Origin of the sequence: Chryseobacterium paludis (assembly GCF_025403485.1) — a bacterium.
Lineage (GTDB): Bacteria > Bacteroidota > Bacteroidia > Flavobacteriales > Weeksellaceae > Chryseobacterium > Chryseobacterium paludis.
Genome location: NZ_CP099966.1, coordinates 1,716,409 through 1,738,212 on the forward strand (window position 1 = coordinate 1,716,409; position 21,804 = coordinate 1,738,212).

General features: G+C 33.3%; 22 protein-coding genes. 7 read left to right on the top strand and 15 right to left on the bottom strand.

Annotated features, from left to right (window positions below):
- Positions 1-63: 63 nt before the first annotated feature.
- A complete protein-coding gene (locus tag NG806_RS07540; RefSeq protein WP_261513097.1) occupies positions 64-1,419 on the bottom strand; it encodes a deoxyguanosinetriphosphate triphosphohydrolase in 1,356 nt (451 codons plus the stop codon).
- Between the two features lie 70 nt (positions 1,420-1,489).
- Between NG806_RS07540 and NG806_RS07545 the strand changes: the two genes are divergently transcribed.
- Positions 1,490-2,224, top strand: coding sequence for a DNA-formamidopyrimidine glycosylase family protein (locus NG806_RS07545; protein WP_261512568.1), 735 nt, complete (start codon positions 1,490-1,492; stop codon positions 2,222-2,224).
- A gap of 102 nt (positions 2,225-2,326) precedes the next feature.
- On the opposite strand, the gene NG806_RS07550 is transcribed toward NG806_RS07545, so the two are convergent.
- Together NG806_RS07550 and NG806_RS07555 are read right to left on the bottom strand one after the other, a co-directional pair.
- Positions 2,327-3,052 carry a LytR/AlgR family response regulator transcription factor gene (locus tag NG806_RS07550; protein ID WP_214831457.1) on the bottom strand — a complete coding sequence of 242 codons (726 nt, stop codon included), beginning with the start codon at positions 3,050-3,052 and terminating at the stop codon, positions 2,327-2,329.
- Positions 3,049-4,125: a sensor histidine kinase gene (locus NG806_RS07555; RefSeq protein ID WP_261512569.1), complete on the bottom strand. Its 1,077-nt coding sequence runs from the start codon at positions 4,123-4,125 to the stop codon at positions 3,049-3,051. The genes NG806_RS07550 and NG806_RS07555 overlap by 4 nt, the downstream gene beginning before the upstream one ends.
- Positions 4,126-4,365: 240 nt before the next feature.
- Here NG806_RS07555 and NG806_RS07560 point away from each other — a divergent pair, with 240 nt between their 5' ends.
- From NG806_RS07560 to NG806_RS07575, 4 genes are all read left to right on the top strand, one after another.
- Positions 4,366-4,737: a hypothetical protein gene (locus NG806_RS07560; RefSeq protein ID WP_261512570.1), complete on the top strand. Its 372-nt coding sequence runs from the start codon at positions 4,366-4,368 to the stop codon at positions 4,735-4,737.
- 3 nt (positions 4,738-4,740) lie between these two features.
- Positions 4,741-5,718, top strand: a complete 978-nt coding sequence (locus NG806_RS07565) for a DUF6268 family outer membrane beta-barrel protein (RefSeq protein WP_261512571.1) — start codon at positions 4,741-4,743, stop codon at positions 5,716-5,718.
- 150 nt (positions 5,719-5,868) lie between these two features.
- Complete coding sequence (locus NG806_RS07570) at positions 5,869-6,543, top strand: glycosyltransferase family 32 protein (protein WP_261512572.1); 675 nt, start codon at positions 5,869-5,871, stop codon at positions 6,541-6,543.
- Positions 6,544-6,664: 121 nt separating this feature from the next.
- Complete coding sequence (locus tag NG806_RS07575; RefSeq protein WP_261512574.1) at positions 6,665-7,267, top strand: DapH/DapD/GlmU-related protein; 603 nt, start codon at positions 6,665-6,667, stop codon at positions 7,265-7,267.
- Positions 7,268-7,424: 157 nt separating this feature from the next.
- On the opposite strand, the gene NG806_RS07580 is transcribed toward NG806_RS07575, so the two are convergent.
- Positions 7,425-7,760 carry a DMT family transporter gene (locus tag NG806_RS07580; protein ID WP_214831463.1) on the bottom strand — a complete coding sequence of 112 codons (336 nt, stop codon included), beginning with the start codon at positions 7,758-7,760 and terminating at the stop codon, positions 7,425-7,427.
- Between the two features lie 665 nt (positions 7,761-8,425).
- On the opposite strand from NG806_RS07580, the gene NG806_RS07585 reads away from it, so the two are divergent.
- Complete coding sequence (locus NG806_RS07585; RefSeq protein WP_261512575.1) at positions 8,426-8,926, top strand: MepB family protein; 501 nt, start codon at positions 8,426-8,428, stop codon at positions 8,924-8,926.
- An 84-nt stretch (positions 8,927-9,010) separates the two neighbouring features.
- Positions 9,011-9,733: an AAA family ATPase gene (locus NG806_RS07590; protein WP_261512576.1), complete on the top strand. Its 723-nt coding sequence runs from the start codon at positions 9,011-9,013 to the stop codon at positions 9,731-9,733.
- A 503-nt stretch (positions 9,734-10,236) separates the two neighbouring features.
- Here NG806_RS07590 and gcvP read toward each other — a convergent pair.
- The 11 genes from gcvP to NG806_RS07645 form a co-directional block, all read right to left on the bottom strand.
- Positions 10,237-13,095, bottom strand: a complete 2,859-nt coding sequence (gene gcvP / locus NG806_RS07595) for an aminomethyl-transferring glycine dehydrogenase (RefSeq protein ID WP_214831466.1) — start codon at positions 13,093-13,095, stop codon at positions 10,237-10,239.
- A gap of 470 nt (positions 13,096-13,565) precedes the next feature.
- Entirely contained in the window at positions 13,566-14,213 is a 648-nt protein-coding gene (locus NG806_RS07600; RefSeq protein WP_214831467.1) for a J domain-containing protein, read from the bottom strand.
- A gap of 330 nt (positions 14,214-14,543) precedes the next feature.
- On the bottom strand, positions 14,544-14,801 hold the full coding sequence (locus tag NG806_RS07605; protein ID WP_214831468.1) for a hypothetical protein: 258 nt from the start codon (positions 14,799-14,801) through the stop codon (positions 14,544-14,546).
- Positions 14,802-14,892: 91 nt separating this feature from the next.
- Positions 14,893-15,234: a hypothetical protein gene (locus NG806_RS07610; RefSeq protein WP_214831469.1), complete on the bottom strand. Its 342-nt coding sequence runs from the start codon at positions 15,232-15,234 to the stop codon at positions 14,893-14,895.
- A gap of 18 nt (positions 15,235-15,252) precedes the next feature.
- A complete protein-coding gene (locus NG806_RS07615; RefSeq protein WP_251040608.1) occupies positions 15,253-15,807 on the bottom strand; it encodes an RNA polymerase sigma factor in 555 nt (184 codons plus the stop codon).
- A 426-nt stretch (positions 15,808-16,233) separates the two neighbouring features.
- Positions 16,234-18,243 (bottom strand): S9 family peptidase, encoded by a 2,010-nt coding sequence (locus NG806_RS07620; RefSeq protein WP_261512577.1) that lies wholly within the window; start codon positions 18,241-18,243, stop codon positions 16,234-16,236.
- A 153-nt stretch (positions 18,244-18,396) separates the two neighbouring features.
- Entirely contained in the window at positions 18,397-18,855 is a 459-nt protein-coding gene (locus NG806_RS07625; protein ID WP_214831471.1) for a DoxX family protein, read from the bottom strand.
- A gap of 126 nt (positions 18,856-18,981) precedes the next feature.
- Positions 18,982-19,425, bottom strand: a complete 444-nt coding sequence (locus tag NG806_RS07630) for an SRPBCC family protein (protein ID WP_214831472.1) — start codon at positions 19,423-19,425, stop codon at positions 18,982-18,984.
- Between the two features lie 53 nt (positions 19,426-19,478).
- Complete coding sequence (locus tag NG806_RS07635; RefSeq protein ID WP_261512579.1) at positions 19,479-19,907, bottom strand: SRPBCC family protein; 429 nt, start codon at positions 19,905-19,907, stop codon at positions 19,479-19,481.
- Between the two features lie 50 nt (positions 19,908-19,957).
- Positions 19,958-20,791, bottom strand: a complete 834-nt coding sequence (locus NG806_RS07640; protein ID WP_261512580.1) for an SDR family oxidoreductase — start codon at positions 20,789-20,791, stop codon at positions 19,958-19,960.
- 48 nt (positions 20,792-20,839) lie between these two features.
- Positions 20,840-21,697: a VOC family protein gene (locus NG806_RS07645; RefSeq protein ID WP_261512581.1), complete on the bottom strand. Its 858-nt coding sequence runs from the start codon at positions 21,695-21,697 to the stop codon at positions 20,840-20,842.
- Between the last annotated feature and the right edge of the window lie 107 nt (positions 21,698-21,804).

The window sequence follows — 21,804 nt, forward strand, 5'->3', positions numbered from 1 at the left end:
AGTATAATTTTTAATCGATTAGTCGTATAAGTTACGCATTTGTTATTTTTAATTCTATTAAAATTACATGGTCATCCCTATATCGATACCCTTTATTTTTCTGTAGAGATCAGTAGCATAATTATCCGTCATTCCCGACACAAAATCAATAACCCCCAATACTTTCTGATAATCTGTTCCACCCTCATATAGAAATTGATTAGGTAAAAGTTTTAACGCCATTTTATCGTAGGATTTTCTTTCGTCTTTCGATTTTAAAACAGAAGGAATAAAATGATCTAGCAACTCATACATTACATTATATCCTGCATTTTCAATTTCAACGACAGCTTTATGATTGTAGATCTTCTCAATAGAGAAACTTTCAATATCCTGTAGTGTTTTATTATTCGATTTATAAATATCAAGTAACGCCCTATCTAAATTACCATGAAGAATTGTTTCAAAATTCTCTTTATAGGTTTCAATTGATTTGTTGATCAGTGCATTAATCACTTTAGCCCTTAAATAGGAAATCCTTTCATTATCATTAGAAATAGACGTTAACTTCTGCTCTACTCTTTTTGTATCTTGGTTTTCAGATTTTATCAATTCTAAAAATAAATTCTCACAATCTGCTGTAGAAACAATTCCCAATCGGTGGGCATCTTCCATATCAATGATATTGTAACAGATGTCATCCGCAGCTTCCACGAGCCACACAAATGGATGCCTTTTAAAGATATGAGGTTCATTACTTTCACATATCAGATTTGTTTTTTCAGCGATCTCTAAGAATGTTTCTTTTTCATTTTGAAAGAACCCGAATTTTTTTCGGTGTATAATTCCTTTTTGTCTGGCGATTGCTTCACAAGGGTATTTTGCAATACTTGCCAGTGTCGTTAAAGTAAGCTGAATTCCGCCTTCATCCTTTCCTTGCTGTTGATGAGCTAAAACCCTTATCGCATTGGCATTCCCTTCAAAATTAACCAAATCTGCCCATTCTTTCTCTAAAAACTTAGGTTTCAAATCCTTTTCATTTCTTTCAAAATAGCTTGCAATAGCATCTTCTCCTGAGTGTCCGAATGCGGGATTACCTACATCATGACATAAACATGCTGCCGCTATCACATTGCCCAAATTATGCAGATAAAAATTTTTAGAATCTTCTGTAAGTTCATTCACATAATTTTCAGAAATAAACTCTCCAATAATACTTCCCAAACTTCTTCCAACTGATGAAACTTCTAAAGAATGTGTAAGACGGTTATGTACAAAAACACTTCCAGGAAGTGGAAAGACCTGTGTTTTATTTTGTAATCTTCTAAAAGCAGCCGAGAAGATAATCCTGTCAAAATCTCTCTGAAAATCTGTTCTGGATGCTATAGTATGTGGGTTATTTCCGGTACGCTGATTGGTAAAAATCTGATTTAAATTCATCATTTTTCAAAATTACTTCAAATTTTACTTTTACGGAATACTATTTGAATTTTTATAGAAAATTAAAGCTATGCCAGAAGGACCGTCTATATTATTAATGAAAGAAAGTCTGCAGGAATTTGTAGGCAGGAAAGTGACTGAAGCTTCAGGAAATGCTAAATTTGAAAAGAAAGCATTAGTAGGGAAAACCCTTCTTGATATCAGAACTTTTGGAAAACAAACCTACCTCGTTTTTCATGCTGTGAGTGTCCGAATTCATTTACTGATGTTTGGTTCTTATAGCATTAATGAACAGACAAAGCCTGACAAGAGCCTGCGATTATCATTAAAGTTCAAATCCGGATCTATGTATTTTTATACATGTTCTGTAAAGCTCGTCGAAGCTGAGTTCTTAACAACCATCGATTGGGAAGCTGATATCATGAGTGAGGATTGGAATCCCAAGAAAGCTGAAAAGAAACTAAAAGCAAAACCAGAAATGATGGTTTGTGATGCTTTAATGAATCAGGATATTTTTTCCGGTGTGGGAAACATCATCAAAAATGAAGTCCTATTCAGAATCGGAGTACAGCCTGAGAGTAAGACTGGAAATCTTCCACCTAAAAAATTAAAGGAACTTATTAAAGAGGCCAGAAATTATAGCTTCGACTTTTTAAAATGGAAGAGAGAATTTGTTTTGAAAAAACACTGGCTTGTTCATACCAAAAGTACTTGCCCCAAATGTGGTCAGAAACTCATTAAAAAGCAAACCGGCATTGGGAAAAGGCGGAGTTTTTATTGTGAAAAGGATCAAAAATTTTATTAGTTTCTATAATATATATCATTAAAACAATAACAAAAAAACTAATAACAAGTTATAAGGTTTATTGGACAAAAATACAGCTAAAGCCTGAAATTGTTTCTAAATCTAAACGTCAGAATTTAAAAACCCACCTGTATATTTTGTAAAAAAATCTAATTTATATACCTCTCCTATGGGAATTTCTGAATCATTGATATAAATATTGTGATTATCAAAAGAGTCAATATAATCAATGTTAATTACATATGATTTACTAACCCTTATAAAAGAATCCGATGTAATTTTCTGATGAATAGTTTTCAGGTTCATTGCTGTAATCAGTTTCTGATTTTGAGTATGAATAACAACATAGTCCTTTAAACCTTCAATATACTTAATATCTACAAAATTGATTTTATAAAATCTTCGTTCCGCTTTAATAAATAAAAAATCGGCTGTATTAGACTCCACGGTACTTTTTATGGTGTCTGCAGATAAAAGTTCAGTATACAGAATGGCTTTATCTATTGCTTTTTTTAACCTTTGCTTATCAATAGGTTTCAATAAATAATCCACCGCTTCCAGTTCATAACTTTTCAAAGCATATTGTGAATAAGCGGTTGTAAAGATGATTAAAGTACGCTTTGGAAGCATTTCTACAAATTCCAATCCAGTCATCAAAGGCATTTCTATATCCAGAAATATGAAATCAACTAAGTTATTCTTAAGAAAATCCAAAGCGGAATGTGCATTAGAAAATTCACCAAGAATCTCAATTTTAGAAACTTCATTAATTAAAGAATGCATTTCTGCTCTTGCCAAAGGCTCGTCATCTATGATAATACAATTCATAAGGGAATGGTTAAATCAATGGTAAATTCTTTTTCTTCGGAGGTTATATTCAAATGATGTGTATCACCATACAAAAGCTCCAATCTTCTTTTAATATTGGCAAGCCCTAACCCACTATTACTAACATTAGAAATAGGAAAATCCGGATTTTGAGAATTGCGGCATATAAAATGAAGCTTTTGGCTTTCTATTTCCACAACTATTCTAACCCACGACTTTTCACCGCTAATATCTACACTATGCTTTACGGCGTTTTCCACAAAAGATGTAAACAGATTAGGTGGAATAAATGTGCTATTCAAGAGTCTTTTGTCTGTATCACTATGGATATCGAACGAAAAATTTTCCCTTCTTATATTTTCCAGATTGAGAAAGTTTGATAAAAACTCAATCTCAGAAACCAGCAATGTTTTTTCCTCACCATTCTCATACAGCTGATATCTTAAGAACTCTGATAACTTCACGATCATCGTAGATGCCTTTTCAGGATCAGTTCTTATTAATGCTTTTACATTATTCAGCATATTGAACAAAAAATGAGGGTTCATCTGGTTCCGGAGCTCATTTAATTCCATTTTCAATGTAAGATTACTCAACTCTATAATTCTTTTATTATCCCGTGTCCATTTCTGGAGTAATTTCACTGTAGTTGTAGCCAATATAATAGGAACACATGTCATCACTCCTTCATAAAGGCCACCTTTGTTACTATTTTTAGGTATTTCAGTAAGCCTGTAATCCAAAAAGAAATGATTAAAACTATATGCAATAAGATTCAGCCCAATAACCCCGAGTAATATCAACAGAATTAAATACGAAATATAATACGTTTTAAAGAAAAATAATGGCACCAGAATATAAATATTAATATACACCATACTTACTAAGCAAACGTATACATAACATAAAATATAATATTGGTAATCTTCAGCAAACCAACGCCAGAAACTTGCACTATATAACAATGCAAAAAAGATTATCAAAAACACTAAATGTCTTAAAAACCGATATCGCTCTTCTACAAGAAAATCGATAACTAAAATATTTTTCAACTCCCGTGAACTGTATTTCATATCATTACAACGAGCAACAAAATTAGTATTATTAAAAACAAAAAGCCGAAAATTATACCAAATCCGAAGTTTATTATACCAATTTTCCAATCAGGATTTGGTATAATATCTAAAGGATTTGGTATAAAAAAATTCTAATCCCTCCCTATTCTATTTTTCTTTGCCCTGTTTAATTTACCATTTATGGATATTACCGTTTTCCAAGAACTAACAGAACAAATAACATTGGAATGTTTTTTTATGACCGATTCTCAACAAGAAGAAAAAGTAATTCAGCTAATTGACCTTCATCATTTTATTGAATGTTATGATCCTGGAATAAAAATCCACAAAGCTATTCACAATCCTATCAATATTATTGAAGAGAATGGCATTAGGAAGGGAATTTTATTTTACGACCATAAACATTCCAGTCTAATTGACATATCTGATTGTGAAGCATTTAAGAGACTACATCAATTACAGGAAATGTGGTTTGTATTCGTAGAAGAAGACATGCATAATCATTCTAATCGTCATATTGACTTTATCATAGAAAATAGTCTTGAAACATTTTATGACAGAATATTTCTGTTCAATTTCTTCCAATCAATAATTAACAAATTAAAATAATTTATGAGAAACTTCCGAAAAATCCTCTTGCCATTCGCTATCCTCCCTTTTAAGAGTATTATTTCTGCCCAAAAAAAAGATAGCATCCCGCAAAAAGTCATTGCTTTTGTAACTGATAAATTCCCGCAAACGAGGGATTTCAATCTTGAGTATACTCAACTCACTCCTTATAAATATTCTTCTTCCTTATATGGAGCCAATCAACCGGATAATAAAATCAAAAACTTTCAACAACTGAAAGCTAATGCAAATATTTATTTTTTTAAACATGAAAAATGGATTTTGAATGCAGCATTAAATTATCGTTATACCTCTATTAATGCTGAGAACAACGTCTTCTTTTTACCTGAAGAAAACAATAAAGGAGATTTCCATTATCATTCTGAAGCTTTGAGTATTACCCATATTTCTAAATTATTCAATAAAATGGCCATCTATTCTGCAACAGCCTCAGTGGATGGAAGTGAACAACACTTTGAAAGAGTTCGTGGAATGCTGACGGGTTCTTTAATATTAAAAGCTAATGCTAAAACTAAAATGACATTGGGAGTTGCTTTATTTCTGGATCCAAGCACACAGGTTCCGGCACTTCCTATTTTCACTTATGAACATAGGTTTAACAACGGTTGGGTCGCAGATGTTGTTCTTCCTAAAAAGATATTGATAAGGAAAGATATGTTTTCAAATGGTAGAATTTCTTTTGGAACTGAAATGGATAATACATCTCTTTATATTTACCGATCAGATAAGAGATACGAATTCAGGCAACTTGAAATTAACTCTGGAGCAATTTATGAACATAATCTCGGTTCAAACCTTATCGCCACGCTAAAAACCGGGGTTAGAGTAATGCCAAGGGCTAGGCTATTTGATAAAGAAGAATCTTTCAAAGATTATACGTTAGAAACCACGGCAAAGCCTTCTTTATATTTCAATCTGGGTATTTCTTATAATCCTTTTGCAAGACCGAAGGCGAAATAATTAAAATTTTCCGGTTTCATATTTAACCTCAAGGTTAAATCACTATCAAACCTCCAACACAGCATTTAGTTTTCACATTAATTCGCCACTAAAATTATAGTGGCCGGTTCTACTATTGTGTATTATCTAAACCTGTTAATTAATTAAAATATGTCCATTCCAAAACAAATATTCCAGACTTTTAAGTCTAAAAAACTTCCCTGGCTAACCCAATGGTATATCTGGAGGATGAAAAGAAAAAACCCAGAATATCAATACCACTTTTACGATGATGCTGATATCGAAAATTTCATAACAAATGAATTTCCACCTGAGTACATCGAAAATTACAACAAGCTAACTATTGGTGCTGCAAAAGCCGATTTTTTCAGATATGCTATCTTATATAAGAAAGGCGGAATCTATTTAGATGTAGACAGTGCGGTTACAAGACCGTTCAAAAATCTGATAAATGATGATGATGAAGCTGTAATCAGCAAGGAAAGGCATGAAGGATTATATGTGCAATGGGCACTTATTTTCAATAAAAATCATCCTTTTTTGAAAAAGACATTAGATCTGATGCTTGATAATATAAAGACGCATCGGTATCCTAATAATATCCATGCTACTACGGGTCCATCAGTATTTAGTAATGCAATCAATCAAAGTTTAGAAGAGAACTCAAATATACCATACAGTTTATTTAAAGGGGTTGAATTTCGTGGGTATCTACAATTCAAATATAAATTAGGGAAGTTCTTTTTATACGAAAAAAGGGCTGAACATTGGAAACAGAAACAAATATCCCAGGATATTATTACACAAAATCGAATAACACTATAGAGTTCTTTATATAAAGTATCCTTATAATCATAAAATATTCATCTTAGAATATATCAAATTAAGATCAGATTAATGTTTAAATTTGTTTTCGGGTATTCACTTTTAAACAACATCTCTGCTCATGATTAATATCAACGATTTCATTGATAATTTTTTTGATTTCAATTCTAATATTTACACTCTTCCCTGGGAAATCATCAGTAACCTTGATGATCTTCTGAAAGAGAAGTTTGATAATTTAAATGATGAGTATGAAATTTCCGGTGATGTTGCCGTTCATAAAACGGCAACCGTAGAGCAGAATGTTATTTTCAAAGGTAGAATCATTATTGGCGCAAATTCTTTTATTGGTGCCAACGCTTATTTAAGAGGCCCTATTTATATAGGAAAAGATGTTAAAATTGGTCCCGGAAGTGAGATCAAGCAAAGTATAATTTTTAATGAGACTGCTGTGGCTCATTTTAATTATATAGGAAATAGCATTATCGGAAACAGAATCAATTTTGAGGCAGGATCTATTTGTGCTAATCATTACAATGAGAGAAAAGACAAAGAGATATCTGTTCTATTGAATAATGAAATTATAAAAACAAATACAGAGAAATTTGGATCTTTAGTTGGTGATGATTCCAGGATAGGTGCTAATGCTGTTCTGTCTCCCGGAACTTTATTACCAAAAGAAAGTATCGTTAAAAGATTGGAACTTATTGAACAGATTAAATAGATAGATATACGTTACCATATAAAAATTTAAACCCAAAAAGTTGTAAAAGCTTTTCTTATCAATTTAAAAAAAATCTGACAAAAGTTCGCAAAGGATGAAAATCTATGATTTTCATAACTTACTTATTTTTAACGTTAAGATATTTCAGGGTCTCCCATTAATGGGTTCCCATTTTTGAAAAAAGGTTGATAATGATCACGCCAATCACAATTAATGCAATACCTATGATCGCAGGTAGATCTGGAACCTGTTTAAAAGCTACTACTCCTATAATTGTTATACATATAATGCCGACACCTGACCATATCGCATAAGTAACTCCAATAGGAATATGACGAAGTGTAAGGCTTAGGAAATAAAAAGCAGCAGAATATCCGGCAATGGTTACAAGAGATGGTATAAGCTTTGAAAACTCTTCAGATTTCTTCAGAAATGTTGTAGCAATGATTTCAAAAACAATTGCCAAAATAAGATAGATATAACTGCGGCCCATAGAAAAAATCTTTATTTACAAAAGTAGTAAAAGTGACTGTCATTTTTTTGCTCAAATTCTGTCTATTATTAAATATCCGTAATGAATTATTTATAAGCGCTTTAAAAATAAATTTTTCTTAATATTTAATCTCCCATTTTTCACTTTTAAGTGTTTTATATGATAATGCATTTTATAATAATATGCATAGCATTTCATTTATCAATCTGTAAATACAGAACGGAAATCTTTTATCAAATTAATAATTTTTACGAATAAGATAATAATAATACACATATTTTTTCAATAATACATTAAATTAATGTAAACAATTAATCACGAAAAGCACACACATAAAACACCTAAATACCTGATAAACATCACACTTATTCTATTTGGCATGTCGTTTGAGAGTTGTAATATTGCAATTAGAAAATTAGTAAAGAAAGTATAATTAAAATTTAAAAAAAACAAAAATGGTAACTTACGCTTTTATCGCAACATGTATAGTAGTATTCGCTTCTTATTTTACAACAGTTAGAAGAGAAAGAAATTAATTAAAAACGCTTAGCTGCATTCAGCTTCGACTATTTATATTAGTTTGTATTGTTTATGTTTGCAATCTGAAAAATCAGATCGCCGCTCTTTTACTCCACTGGAGTAAAAGGGCCCAAAACATAAATTAAATGATCCACCAACTTACTCATATTCAAAAATCAGTTTTTACAAAGCTGAATCAGACAATTTCCAATTTACATCCCGATTTAGAATGCGAAGAATACTCGGGGTATAACTTCCGGCTGAATCAATACCATATCAAATTCAGAAAAGCTAAAATAACTCCGAAGAAAATCGGACAATTTGTTACGTTATGGAAAAGAAATCCAGACACACAACAAACAGAACCTTTTACCATTTCTGACCAATCCGATTTTTATATCATTTACGCTGAACTTGACAACAAGTCCGGTTTTTTCTTTTTCCCGAACACTATACTTTCTCAACAATCTATTTTAACCACGCCTTCAAAAGAAGGAAAACGAGGATTCAGAGTTTATCCTGACTGGGATATTCCACAAAATAAACAGGCTGAAAAAACAAAGAAGTGGCAAGAAAGTTTCTTTATAGATTTTTCAAAAAGTACATATCTGGAAAAATTTGAAGAGATTTTAAACCTAAACCTATAGCAAGCACCTCAAAATACTCTAAATTTTTATCTTTGTATATTCTAACATGTTCTATAAGAAACATCTTAAAATCATTTAAAAAGCATGAACCTGTACAATCTTATCATCCAAGACAAAGAAGAAGTTACCCTTAATGATGTATTTCTGGAAGAAACCAATAAAGAACAACTTGTACAACTGATCAAAGAACATACATATCTCAAGGAGCTTCAGGAATATGGGCTTCCTGTTAACAATAAAATTTTTCTGCAGGGAAGTTCAGGATGTGGAAAAACAATGACTGCAAAAGCTATTGCCAATGCTCTCGGTAAAAGCATCATTATCTTAAACCTCAGCAATATTGTTTCATCCCGTATCGGAGAAACTTCTCAGAATATCAAAATGATCTTTGATAAAGCAAGCCGGGAAAGATCCGTTCTCTTTCTGGATGAATTGGATCAGATAGGTAAGGCAAGAGGTAGTGATGATAAAGATGTTGGCGAAATGAGGAGGCTCGTTAATACTTTGATCCAGCTTATCGATTATTATCCCGAGAATGCTCTATTGCTTTGCGCCACCAATCATCCGGAAATTATTGACACTGCTCTATTAAGACGTTTTCAATTAAAAATTAATTATAAAATGCCTCCAAAAGAATTCCTGGATCATTTTTATGACAATCTGCTATCTAAATTTCCAGAGGATTTAAAGCATATTGATCGACAATACAATATTTCTTTTGCTGAGGCTAAAGATCATACGTTTACTGTTGTTAAAGGGAATTTAATTAAAAAACTGGAAACTGAAACTCAATCCGCAAAAATATAAGATAACCTTCAATGGTTTACACAGCTTTTTTAAATGACCAAGATGACAAAATAAAAAGTAATACCTCTCAAAAATTTGAGAGGTATTACTTTTTTAATTTCAAAAAATACCTGTACAGCTATAGTTTAAAACGATGTGCTATTCGAGGCATATAACTCTAAAATAATTCACTCGTATTCGGCATATTTATTGCTGATAATTCACTAATAACCAAACATATGTAAATATGATAAAAAAACTACTCCCTATTTGCCTATTTATGGCAACACTATTCTTGTATTCTTGCGAAAAAAGCAATAGTAATTTACAAGTTAATGAAAGTCAATCTGCAATTAAAACTACATCTATCATTACGTTTGTTGTAGTGGCAGTAATACTTCTCATAGCATATACGTCAAAATACATGTCGAAAAGAAGACCGTAGAATAAAACGTAAGATTATTAAAAATAATAACCCACTCAGATTTTGAGTGGGTTATTTATGTTTATCTAGAAATAGTCTATTACATATAAGCTTCAATAGGCTCACAAGTACATACTAAGTTTCTATCTCCGTAAGCTTCGTCTACTCTGGAAACAGAAGCAAAGAATTTGTGATCTCTTACCCAATCCAATGGATAAGCTGCTTTTTCTCTGCTGTATGGTTTATCCCAGGAATCTGAGATGACCAACTGCTCTGTGTGTGGGGCATTTTTCAGTACATTATTTGCCTGATCTACTTCGCCGTTAGCAATCTCATCAATTTCTTTTTTGATCGCAATTAACGCTTCCGCAAAACGATCGATCTCTGATTTGCTTTCAGACTCTGTAGGCTCAATCATCAATGTTCCTGCAACAGGGAAAGAAACAGTAGGGGCATGGAAACCGTAGTCCATTAATCTCTTCGCCACATCAGCCACTTCAATTCCTAATGATTTGAACTGACGGAAATCTACGATACATTCGTGAGCTACTTTTCCGTTTTCGTTTGAATATAAAATCGGGAAGTGTTCCGCTAAAATTTCTTTTAAATAGTTAGCATTTAAGATCGCATGCTCTGTCGCTTTTTTCAACCCTGATGTTCCAAGCATTTTAATGTATGCATAAGAAATATTCAAGATCAGTCCTGAACCGTAAGGAGCTGCAGAAATTCCATCAATAGCTTCTTTAGATCCTATTTTAATGTTAGCATTAGTAGGCAAGAAAGGCACTAAATGTTTAGCAACACATATTGGTCCAACTCCAGGTCCTCCACCTCCGTGAGGAATTGCAAAAGTTTTATGAAGATTTAAGTGACAAACGTCAGCTCCAATGTTTCCAGGACTTGTGTATCCTACCTGAGCATTCATGTTGGCACCATCCATATATACCTGTCCACCATGTTCGTGGATCAGTTTGGTAATTTCTTTAATATTAGCATCAAAGAATCCGTAAGTAGAAGGATAGGTAATCATCACTGCGGATAAATTCGCTGAATTAGCTTCAGTTTTAGCCTTTAGATCTTCGAAATCAATCTCCCCGCTTTCAAGGTTTTTAACAACAACGATCTTCATTCCAGCCATTGCTGCAGAAGCAGGATTTGTTCCATGTGCAGATTGAGGAATCAGCACTACATTTCTATGACCTTCACCTCTTGAAATATGATATTCTCTGATTACCATTAAACCTGCATATTCCCCTTGAGCACCAGAGTTTGGCTGAAGAGAAGTTCCGGCAAAACCAGTAATCTCAGCTAAATCTTTTTCCAGCTCACGGATCATTTCCTGATATCCCCCAGCTTGGTCAACCGGTACAAATGGGTGAACACTTCCCCAATTATCCCAAGAAAGTGGCAACATTTGAGTGGCAGCATTCAGTTTCATTGTACAAGAACCCAAAGAGATCATTGAATGTGTTAATGATAAATCTTTTCTTTCCAGACGTTTGATGTAACGCATCAATTCTGTTTCCGTATGGTATTTATTGAATACTTCTTCCGTAAGAATTTCATCTTTTCTTAAATTCTCTTCAGGAATACTGTAGCCTTCTTTTATTTCTAATTTAAAAGTCTGCTTATCTTTAAACTGAGCGAAAGAAGCCATTAGTATATTCAACTTTTCTAATGTTGTACTTTCATTGATCGCGATACTTACAACCCCTTCTGTAAAATAGTTCAGATTAAGTTTATGATCAAGCATCATTCTTGATAACCTTCCTTTTTCATCTTCGCTCATCGCAATCTTTACAGTATCAAAGATCGGTTCTTCAACAGTCTGATATCCTAAAGCTTTAAGACCACCTTTCAAAGCATTTGCTTTAAAGTGAATCTGATCGGCAATATAATTCAATCCTTTTGGACCATGATAAACGGCATACATTCCAGCCATTACTGCTAAAAGTACCTGAGCTGTACAAATATTTGAAGTTGCTCTTTCTCTCTTAATATGCTGCTCTCTTGTTTGTAAAGCCATTCTTAATGCACGTCTTCCGTACATATCCTGAGAAACTCCAATGATTCTTCCTGGAATATCTCTCTTATAATCCTCTTTACAAGAGAAGAAAGCTGCATGAGGTCCTCCATAACCCAACGGAATACCAAATCTCTGTGAAGTTCCAACCGCACAATCTGCTCCCATTGAAGCAGGAGATTTTAATTTTACTAAAGCCATAGGATCACAAGCTAAAGCAACCTGAAGATCGAATTTTTTATATTCTACGATATCTTCAGTATAGTCAAGAACAATTCCATTCTTTCCAGGGTATTGTAATAAAACTCCATAGTAAGATTCATCAAACTGATGGGTTTTATGATCTCCTTCTACGATTTCTATTTCTAAACCTTCCGCCTTTGTCTTTAGTACCGAAACAGTCTGAGGTAAAACAAGATCAGATACGAAAAATTTATTTGCATTTACTTTTTTCTGATCTTTCGTTCTGTTATTGAAGAACATATGCATTGCTTCTGCTGCTGCCGTAGATTCATCCAATAACGAAGCGTTGGCTAATGCAAATCCTGTAAGATCACATACTACAGTCTGATAGTTCAATAATGCTTCCAATCTCCCTTGAGCAATCTCTGCCTGGTAAGGTGTATAAGCAGTGTACCAACTTGGATTTTCAAAAATATTTCTCTGAATCGCCGATGGTAAAAGCGTATTATGGTATCCAAAACCAATATAGCTTGTATAATCAGTATTTTTAGAAGCCAATTCTTTTGAATGAATGAGCATCTGATATTCTGAAAGCGGTTCTGAGATATCAAGGTCTTTTTCTAAACGGATAGAAGAAGGAATGGTTTGAGAAATTAACTCTTCGATACTTGAAACGCCGACTCTTTCTAACATCGCCTGTTTATCGGCTTCATTAATAGAAATGTGACGGCTCACAAACTGTTCTGTATTCATTTTTTTTATTAGATTTTGTTTGTAAAAAAGATGGGTAAAATTACATTTTTTTAGGGGATTTCACAACAGTCAAAAATAAGTGATGGATATTGATAATTACTATTGATTAATAAACGAGTGTTTAATAAAATCAATTCAGAAAATGATAATAGTTGAAAATTTTAATTTGTCATATTTATTTTAAAGCTTCAACACACTTTATGAAAAAGGTATAAATCCCATGATTAAACAATAAGAACAACATGCTGATTTTCAGGGTTGATATTTTTATGAAATTTTATTAATTATATTTATTCTAAATTAATATATTTGCAGCATGAATATGATTACCCCTTTTAAAGTACCGCCTCTAACTCCTGTTTATGCCTTCAATAATGAAGATATGTATTGCGAAAAAAAATCTTGCTGCAAGAAATTTAAGAAAGGAAAAAGATGTAAAAAATGTCCGGGAAGGAAAAAAATGGCTTAATCTAGTTGAAACTTTTTATTAAGAAATAAAGAGCAACTGCCAAAAGTATTATTGCCGCTAAAATTTGTATGATTTTTGGCTGCCCTTTTGGATTTGTTACTGTTCGTGGTTGGGCTTTAAATAAGTCTTCCGCTCCACTTCTGAACTTCTCCGTATTATTTTCAAATACTTCTGTAATTGTTATTCCCTGAACAACCGTTTTATGTAATAATGAATTCGTTGCATGAAGCAAAAGCTGAAATTTACCGTCTTTAAATTCTGTGATTTTAAAAACCCTCTCACCATAAGCTTTCTCTAATCCAAAAGGAAGCACTTTTACAACATCAGCATTGGCTGTCTGCCAGTTTATAATGATCTCTTCCCCTTTTTTCGCATGAATCTTATTCGATGTAAAAGTTTTGATAGCCGGTGGAATATTATATCTGAAACTTTTTTGATGATTTTCTAAATTCTGATCATAAGTTCCTCTCCTGGCTGAATCACTTAATGTTTCATAAGCTTCCTGAATTTCACGAAAACGATCTGCAAAAAAATCGTCGTTCTCATTTTTATCAGGGTGATACTTTAAAGACAATTTTCTATAGGCTTTTTTGATGTCTTCTTCTGAAGCATCCTGAGAAATACCGAGAAAATAATAGTAATCTTTCATGTAGAATGATACAAAAATAAGAATTTATTTCTCTAAATGCACTTAAAGAATATACGATTTTTGTCATTGCAAATTGAGTGATCATCTCTCATATATAACCGAAACCCCTCATAATTCTTTTTTAGGTCTCGCAGATTTCGCTTCTTTGACGGCTGATTGAGAATAAAATACGATCTATAGGATCTTCTTTTATGATTTTAATTTGCAAGAGAGAGAAGCATTTCAGTCTACCAGCTTCAAATATTCTCAGATCATCTACATAAAAAATTACGACGCGGGAAGCTATGCTTCCCGCGCCGTAATTAAACAATTTCAATTTAGTTATAGTGATTAAGCTTCTGCAGCCTCACTTCTTCTATGACATCTTGATTTGAATTCTTTTTTGAATTTACCTTTCAATTCTTCATATTGTTCTTCATTCATTTCTCTGATTTTATCTGCAAGACCAAAAGGTGATCTTTCTTTAATTCCATATTCATCAAAAATACCTCTGATAAATCTTTTTCTTTCTGCCATTTTTTTAACAGCTAATGCTACGCCTACAACGGCTAGTGCTCCTAGTGCACCTTTTAATACTGAATTTTTCATTTTTTCAAAATTTTAAATTTTACTACTTCTTGTTTTTTATATAGACGAATGAATTCTAATTTTACTTTACTACTTCTTTAAAAACTTCAAATTATTCGTTATTTCTGTTGTGTCTGTTGAAGAATCCGCTTTCGCATTTACTTCTCCACACCTCTTTGAACTTTTCTCTTTCTTCGGGAGATAAGTGTTGCATTCTTTCCCTCATCTTTCTTTCCTTAAAATCTCTCATTCCTTTTCCAAAGTGGAAACCTCCGAAAAGAATTTTGCTTAAGATCAATACTCCCATTGCCTGCCAATAGGTAATTGATTTTACGCCTAAAATTTCAGGAAGAAGGCAATTCCATAGCGACATGACAATCCATGTAACGGCTAATAAAATCAATGGTGGACATAGAATTAAAAAAATCCAACCTTTTTTGTGTTTATGATTCATAATATCTTCTTTCTATTTCTAACTGTTTAAATCTTCGTATAATGCTCTCAATCTGTTTCTCAGATGTTTCACCGCATAATTTTTCCTGCTGATAATGGTCTTTATATTTTCACCTTGTTCATCAGCTATTTCCTGGAGGGTCTTATCGTTCAGTTCATTTTCCATGTAGACCAGTTTTTGCTTTTCAGGAAGTTCTTCTAAAGCTTCAAATAACTTCTTCCAGATTTCATCCTGAAACATTTTAACTTCAGGTCCCGCACTGTCATCCATCAATAAAATATCTTTGATAGAAAAATCACCATCCTCATCTTCATATACAAAATCTTCAAGATTTTCTGTTTTCTTTTTGCGATAACGGTCGGTAATTTTATTGGCAGTAACCCTGTACAACCAACCCCCAACATTTACAATCTCAGAAAGATTGGTAATGTTACTAAACTGATACCAGACCTCCTGCAGAATATCTTCCGCATCTTCCGTGTTTTTCACTTTCGGACGAATGAAAGACATCAGTTTTCCTCCGTAGCTTGAAACGGTTTGCGAGATGATGTTTTCTTTCTCTTTCTGTGGCATTGTTATTTTTTCGACAACCTCCATACTAACATGACGATTGTACATTTTGTTTTACTTTAATAAATTTAAAATATTTTTTATCAAATATTCACTTTTCTTTTGTTAATCGTATTTTGACAGTCTGAAAAAAATAATATTTATAAGGAGCTTAATCCCGCTATCCGCTCATACTCCTCGCTCCATCCTTTGCCTGACTCTTGCTGTGGGGTAACCGCTACTATCGGGGCTATTGATCCGTCATTACGAGTAAAGCGAAGCAATCTTTTATTAACAGATCTGCTATAAGACGAGATTCTAAAGTACACTTGTGAACTACGTTCGCAGACCTTCAGCCTGTGCTCGGAATGAAAAATTCAGCTTTCAGTAACAAACAAAAAGAACGGAAAGCAAAATGCTTTCCGTTCTTTTATAAAAATTGTATCAGTCTTATTTACTTTTATTAAAATTCTCAGCAAAAAATCCTAACATATATTTGTAGAGTTCAAGTCTGTTCGGCTCCTTTCCAAAGCCATGACCTTCGTCGTATTTTACCATATAGGGTGTTTCAAAACCTTTGGCACGCATTGCTTTTACAATCTGATCGGATTCATTGATGTTCACTCGTGGATCATTAGCTCCTTGTACAACAAAAAGAGGTTTTTTGATCTTATCGATCTGAAATACCGGAGAAACCTCTCTGGCAATTTTTGCCTCTTCAGGATTATCCAGATCATACCATATCTGTTTCGTCATTTCTTTATATGGCTTCCAGTATTCAGGGAATGAATCAAAGAATGTAAAGATATTGGAAACTCCAACATAATCTACACCACAGGTATATAAATCTGGAGTTTTAATCAGCCCCATTAATGTAGCATAGCCACCGTGGCTTCCTCCGTAGATGGCAATTTTATCCTTATCCACCCATCCTTGCTGGATTGCATATTTTACTCCATCTTCCACATCATCCATTGCTTTTCTCCCTATTTGCTTATAACCTGCTTTCTGGAACTCCTTTCCATATCCCCCTGAAATTCTAAAATTCACCTGTAAGGTCGCATATCCTCTACTGGCAAACAATTGTGTTTCAGGATTAAAGCCCCAATCATCTCTAATACCTTGTGGCCCTCCATGAGGATTTACTACTAAAGGAACTTTTTTCCCTTCCAAAGCAGCTTTTGGCAATGTGATATATCCATAGATAGTCAACCCATCTCTGCTTTTGAATTCAATGGGCCTCATTTCTGCCATATCCTCTTCCTTCAATTGAGGCATCAGATTATAAAGAAGCTTTGTCTGCTTGGTTTTGGAATCATACTCGTAATAGGTTCCATATAGCTTATCACTTCCAACTACGACCAAAAGTTTATCATTATTATCATCTGATGAAACAACACCAAATTCTTTATCTCCAAACTGAGATTTTAGTTGAGCATCAATTTCTGTGTAGAATTTACTTACCGGAACAGTTTCACTTTTCACTCCGTTATAACTGATATAATCCAGTTCATAATTTCTGTTTTTACCGGCAGTACGTATTGAACTTACATCATAAACAGGATTAGAATATACATCTTTAATCGCTTCATTTTTCTTTAAGTCATATAAAACAATTTTTGCTTTATCACTGTCCAGATTTGTCACAACATAAGCCTCATCTTTATTCTTAGAATGATCATTGAAATCTATAATACTAAATGTATCAGACCAGTCCGTTGATTTAATGAGATTGAATTTCCCTGTCTTCAGATCTTTATAATAAGTCTTTGTAATCAATCCATTTTCAAGAACAATATATCCTCTTAAATCCCCATCTTTATCAAAGATATAATCATCAATAGGACTATTAACATCTTTATTTTCATACAGCTGAATCATTTCACCTGTAACGAAGTTTATTTTGTACGGTTCGAAGATCTGTTTGTTATTTTTATTCATTGTGACAACGACAAAATCGGTATCCTTTATCAATTTTACGGACCCCAGTGTTACTCCATCAAATGGAGTAAGGTCCTTGAGATTACTTCCATCAACATCCGCCGCATACAAATGAAGATTCTCATTTCCCCCTTTATCCTGAGTGAAAAACAAACGCTTTTTATTCAACCATCCATAGCTTTTTACAAGATCTTCCTTCTCTTCGATCGCTTGGGTAACTTTTCCGGTTTTTAAATCTTTTACATAGACATGATTCTTACTGTCTTTATCTTTTTCTTTATAAGAAAGAAAATTTCCGTCTGGTGAGATTTTAAATTGTGAAGCTTTTGGCCTGGCAAAATAGTCTTCAACTTTGTATTTAAAATTTCCTGTGTCATAAGAAATAAGTTTCTCAAGACTGGCTTTGGTAGATGGTAGGGTAGCATCACCGGGTAACTTAGTGGTCGTGTTTTGTGCATTCATCATAATCGTTGAGAGAGCAACCTGAGCGGTTACTATAATTTTAGTTTTTATGTTCATGACTTGTGATTTGGAGTGAATTAAAACGTAGCAAAAAAAATGCTTTCTATATTAGACGTTTAATCACCCTTAAATGTTACATTTTTCTCTCTTCAATGTGAAAAAAAAGCACGAAAAGTAAATTCCGTGCTTTTTATATGAAAAAATATTCTTTTAATGTAAATAAATTCCAAAATACCAGGTCCATAAAATAAGTATAACCTGCATTGGGAGCCTTTCTTTATATAAATAAGCCATTCCTGGGCCTGTATAATCTCCCTTAAAAATATTGACTTTTTTCTTTGATGAATTGATGTTGGCAATAAAAACCATAACAAAAAAAACAATCAACAAAACAGCTGTGGTCTCACGTATTGATGGAATCATCAATCCAATTCCAGCCGCAATTTCAATAATTCCCGTAATGTATACCCAAAACATTTTGGCAGGAATAAAATCGGGGATCATCATGGCCATTCCTTTTTGAAATTTAAAATGGGCAAAACCTGTAAACAGAATAAATACTGCCATTCCCAAATTTCCAGAAAATAAAAAATTCCAGCTTCCCTGAAACAGTTTTGTACCTAGCAAAGCCAGAATGAATGTGGCAAAAAGGATTGTTAATAATTTCATGTGTTATTTTTATCTCTCGAAGATGATACAAATTTCGCAAATGATTGCAATTAGTTCAATGCTAAAATTATAACAAAATTGTGCGTCAACTATAAAATCTGCTCAATAATATTATTTAGCTCACAGCTAATTTCCTTCAGCAAGAGTTTTTACAATTTCAAGACCTTTAGTAAAGCCTGTATTCATATGTTCTTCCCAGTCTTTTTCGGTTTGTACCTCTGCATGAAGTTTTGTTTTTCCATCAAAATCAATAAGAAAATATTTTTCAAACGCACCACTCCATTGCTTAATCTCCATACTTTCGGTGTCTTCTACACCATCCTTAATCATTCCAAGGTGTTTAAACACAATTTGATTAGGCTCATCCAAACTGTCAATGGTAGAAACCATTCCTTCATTATTTGAATCTACAAAATAGGTTTTTCCTCCTACCCTCCAATCCGATTTCATGTATGAACCCGATGAATTAAAGAACTTTGTCCATTCATTATATGTTTCAGGTCCCCAAAGGATGTCCCATACTTTCTGTTGAGGCGCATCGATTACTGTTTCATAAGATAATGTTTCCATATTTCTAATTTTGTGATTATTAAGTTAAGTAACTAAGTCTTTAGTCCGTAAAATTAAAGCTGATTTTGCGAAAGGTTTTTCACGATTTCCAAGGCATTAGGAAATTTCTCTTCAAAAAAATCTTTAAACTCAGCAGGGGTCTGGATTTCACTTTTTAAAATTGTACCATTTTCAGTTTCCTCTAAAACATAAGATTCCGTTGCTTCCCCCCAATCCTGAGGGGCTTCTACACCCTCATAAATTTCTCCCAGATGTAAAAATTTTATTTCTTTATTGGGTATATTTTTTTCAACACGGCTGTACATTCCATTATTATTGGGATCTAAAAACTTCACAATACTTCCTTCTTCAAGATTTCCCTGATAAAAAGAACCTTCTGTGAAGGCAGCTGTCCATTGCCTATAGGTCATTTTACTCCAAAGTACCGTCCATATCTTTTCAGGGGTAGCATTGATTCGTATTTCATAAGTTAATCTTTCCATATATTATTTTTAATTTAGTGTTTATAAATCTATTATTCATGGGTAACCTTCTAACCGCCGACAAAATCACCCCCATTAATGTGAATGATCTCACCTGTAATAAAACTGGAATCCTCAGAAGCAAGAAAAACATAAGCCGGAGCGACTTCAGAAGGTTGTCCCGCTCTCTTTAAAGGATTATCCTTTCCAAATGTTGAAAGATCATCAAATGTTTCTTTCACCAGTGGTGTCCAGATAGGCCCCGGTGCAACTCCATTCACTAATATTTTCTTTTCAGCAAGATTAGTAGCTAAGGAACGGACAAAGGTAGCAATCGCTCCTTTTGTTGCCGAATAATCGATAAGATGGTCACTTCCCCGATAGGCCGTAACAGAAGTTGTACAAATAATTCTTGATCCTTTATCCATTAACGGCAAAAAATCCCGTGTTAAAGAAATCATTGAAATGATATTTATGTTAAAAGTCTCCGTTATCTGATCATCTGAGATCTTTTCAATATCATTTTTAGGAAATTGCACTCCTGCATTGTTGACCAGAATATCCAGGCTCTTCCATTCCTTCTTAATTTTCTCAATACATTTGTTTCTAATTGCTTTTTTGGAAACATCTCCCTTAAATAAGAGGCATTTCTGACCTTCTTTTTCTACGAGCGTCAACGTTTCTTTAGCATCTTTATCACTTTCTTTATAAATAATAGCAATATCAGCTCCTTCTCTGGCATAATGAACTGCAACGGCCTGCCCTATTCCACTGTCACCTCCTGAGATAACGGCTTTCTTATTAAGAAGTTTTTTACTTCCTATATAATTTTTACGGATAATCTCGGGAAATAATCCTTCTTTAGGCACTTTAGATTTGGATCTTGACTTGTTCTGTGTGTTCATAAGCAAATCTTTTTCTAAAATACCATCAAATGATAAGCCGAAATAGATTTAAGAATTATAAGCTTCTTCCAACTCTTGGATAATAATTTTCTGCATTTTCATCATCACCTGTACTACTTTTTGAGCCTTTTCCTGGTTCGAATCGTTCATAAGCTGAATAAGTCTCTTTGGAACGATCTGCCAGCTAAATCCGTATTTATCTTTCAGCCAGCCACACATACTTTCTCTACCCCCACCCGATATCAGCGTATTCCAAAGAAAGTCTGTCTGTTTCTGGTCATCAGTCATGATCACCATTGATACCCCTTCATTAAAATCGAATTTATGATCATATGAAGAATCCATACAGTAAATATCGTAACCATCAATCATAAAGTTGGCATGCTGAATATTTTCAGGATTTTCATTAGGTTCACCACCATCTTTATATTTCAGAATATTTCCAATTTTTGAGTTAGGGAAAGTTTGGGTATAAAACTCCATTGCTTCCATCGCCTTACCATTATTCTGATGCATGAACATTAATGTCGGAACAATTTTTTGGTCACTTGTTTTCTCTCCGAAAAATAATTGCCAACTAACTCCATACTGATCATCAAGCCATCCGAATTTTTTACTCCAGGGATAAGAGTCAAGTGCCATCAATTCCTTACCTCCTACCAATAGCTGATCCCAATATCTTTGAACTTCATCTTCAGTTTCACATATAACCATAAAAGATACTGATGGATTTTTTTCAAAATGAGGACCACCATCCAGGAGCATTAATTTTTGACCAAAAAGGTCAATATTCATTACTACAGGAGTATCTGCAGTAATTCTTCCATTAAATACTTTGCAGTAAAATTCTGCTGATTGTTTTGCATTTCCGTCGCACCAAAGGCATGGAAAAATATCATTATTCATAATTTTTATTTTTTGTGGTGAGTTGATGTAATTTATGTTGTCAATACAAGCTATTCGATGTATTGAATTTAAGTTCATAAATCTTAGGTGTCGTAAAAAGAATGACA

Bases quoted from the DNA above. Each gene is read 5' to 3' on its own strand.
- NG806_RS07605 (WP_214831468.1), bottom strand. From the start codon at position 14,801: ATGAAAAATTCAGTATTAAAAGGTGCACTAGGAGCACTAGCCGTTGTA.
- NG806_RS07640 (WP_261512580.1), bottom strand. From the start codon at position 20,791: ATGAACACACAGAACAAGTCAAGATCCAAATCTAAAGTGCCTAAAGAA.
- gcvP (WP_214831466.1), bottom strand. From the start codon at position 13,095: ATGAATACAGAACAGTTTGTGAGCCGTCACATTTCTATTAATGAAGCC.
- NG806_RS07610 (WP_214831469.1), bottom strand. From the start codon at position 15,234: ATGAATCATAAACACAAAAAAGGTTGGATTTTTTTAATTCTATGTCCA.
- NG806_RS07630 (WP_214831472.1), bottom strand. From the start codon at position 19,425: ATGGAAACATTATCTTATGAAACAGTAATCGATGCGCCTCAACAGAAA.
- NG806_RS07645 (WP_261512581.1), bottom strand. From the start codon at position 21,697: ATGAATAATGATATTTTTCCATGCCTTTGGTGCGACGGAAATGCAAAA.
- NG806_RS07555 (WP_261512569.1), bottom strand. From the start codon at position 4,125: ATGAAATACAGTTCACGGGAGTTGAAAAATATTTTAGTTATCGATTTT.
- NG806_RS07615 (WP_251040608.1), bottom strand. From the start codon at position 15,807: ATGCCACAGAAAGAGAAAGAAAACATCATCTCGCAAACCGTTTCAAGC.
- NG806_RS07585 (WP_261512575.1), top strand. From the start codon at position 8,426: ATGATCCACCAACTTACTCATATTCAAAAATCAGTTTTTACAAAGCTG.
- NG806_RS07545 (WP_261512568.1), top strand. From the start codon at position 1,490: ATGCCAGAAGGACCGTCTATATTATTAATGAAAGAAAGTCTGCAGGAA.
- NG806_RS07625 (WP_214831471.1), bottom strand. From the start codon at position 18,855: ATGAAATTATTAACAATCCTTTTTGCCACATTCATTCTGGCTTTGCTA.
- NG806_RS07600 (WP_214831467.1), bottom strand. From the start codon at position 14,213: ATGAAAGATTACTATTATTTTCTCGGTATTTCTCAGGATGCTTCAGAA.
- NG806_RS07550 (WP_214831457.1), bottom strand. From the start codon at position 3,052: ATGAATTGTATTATCATAGATGACGAGCCTTTGGCAAGAGCAGAAATG.
- NG806_RS07635 (WP_261512579.1), bottom strand. From the start codon at position 19,907: ATGGAAAGATTAACTTATGAAATACGAATCAATGCTACCCCTGAAAAG.
- NG806_RS07570 (WP_261512572.1), top strand. From the start codon at position 5,869: ATGTCCATTCCAAAACAAATATTCCAGACTTTTAAGTCTAAAAAACTT.
- NG806_RS07575 (WP_261512574.1), top strand. From the start codon at position 6,665: ATGATTAATATCAACGATTTCATTGATAATTTTTTTGATTTCAATTCT.
- NG806_RS07580 (WP_214831463.1), bottom strand. From the start codon at position 7,760: ATGGGCCGCAGTTATATCTATCTTATTTTGGCAATTGTTTTTGAAATC.
- NG806_RS07620 (WP_261512577.1), bottom strand. From the start codon at position 18,243: ATGAACATAAAAACTAAAATTATAGTAACCGCTCAGGTTGCTCTCTCA.
- NG806_RS07565 (WP_261512571.1), top strand. From the start codon at position 4,741: ATGAGAAACTTCCGAAAAATCCTCTTGCCATTCGCTATCCTCCCTTTT.
- NG806_RS07540 (WP_261513097.1), bottom strand. From the start codon at position 1,419: ATGAATTTAAATCAGATTTTTACCAATCAGCGTACCGGAAATAACCCA.
- NG806_RS07560 (WP_261512570.1), top strand. From the start codon at position 4,366: ATGACCGATTCTCAACAAGAAGAAAAAGTAATTCAGCTAATTGACCTT.
- NG806_RS07590 (WP_261512576.1), top strand. From the start codon at position 9,011: ATGAACCTGTACAATCTTATCATCCAAGACAAAGAAGAAGTTACCCTT.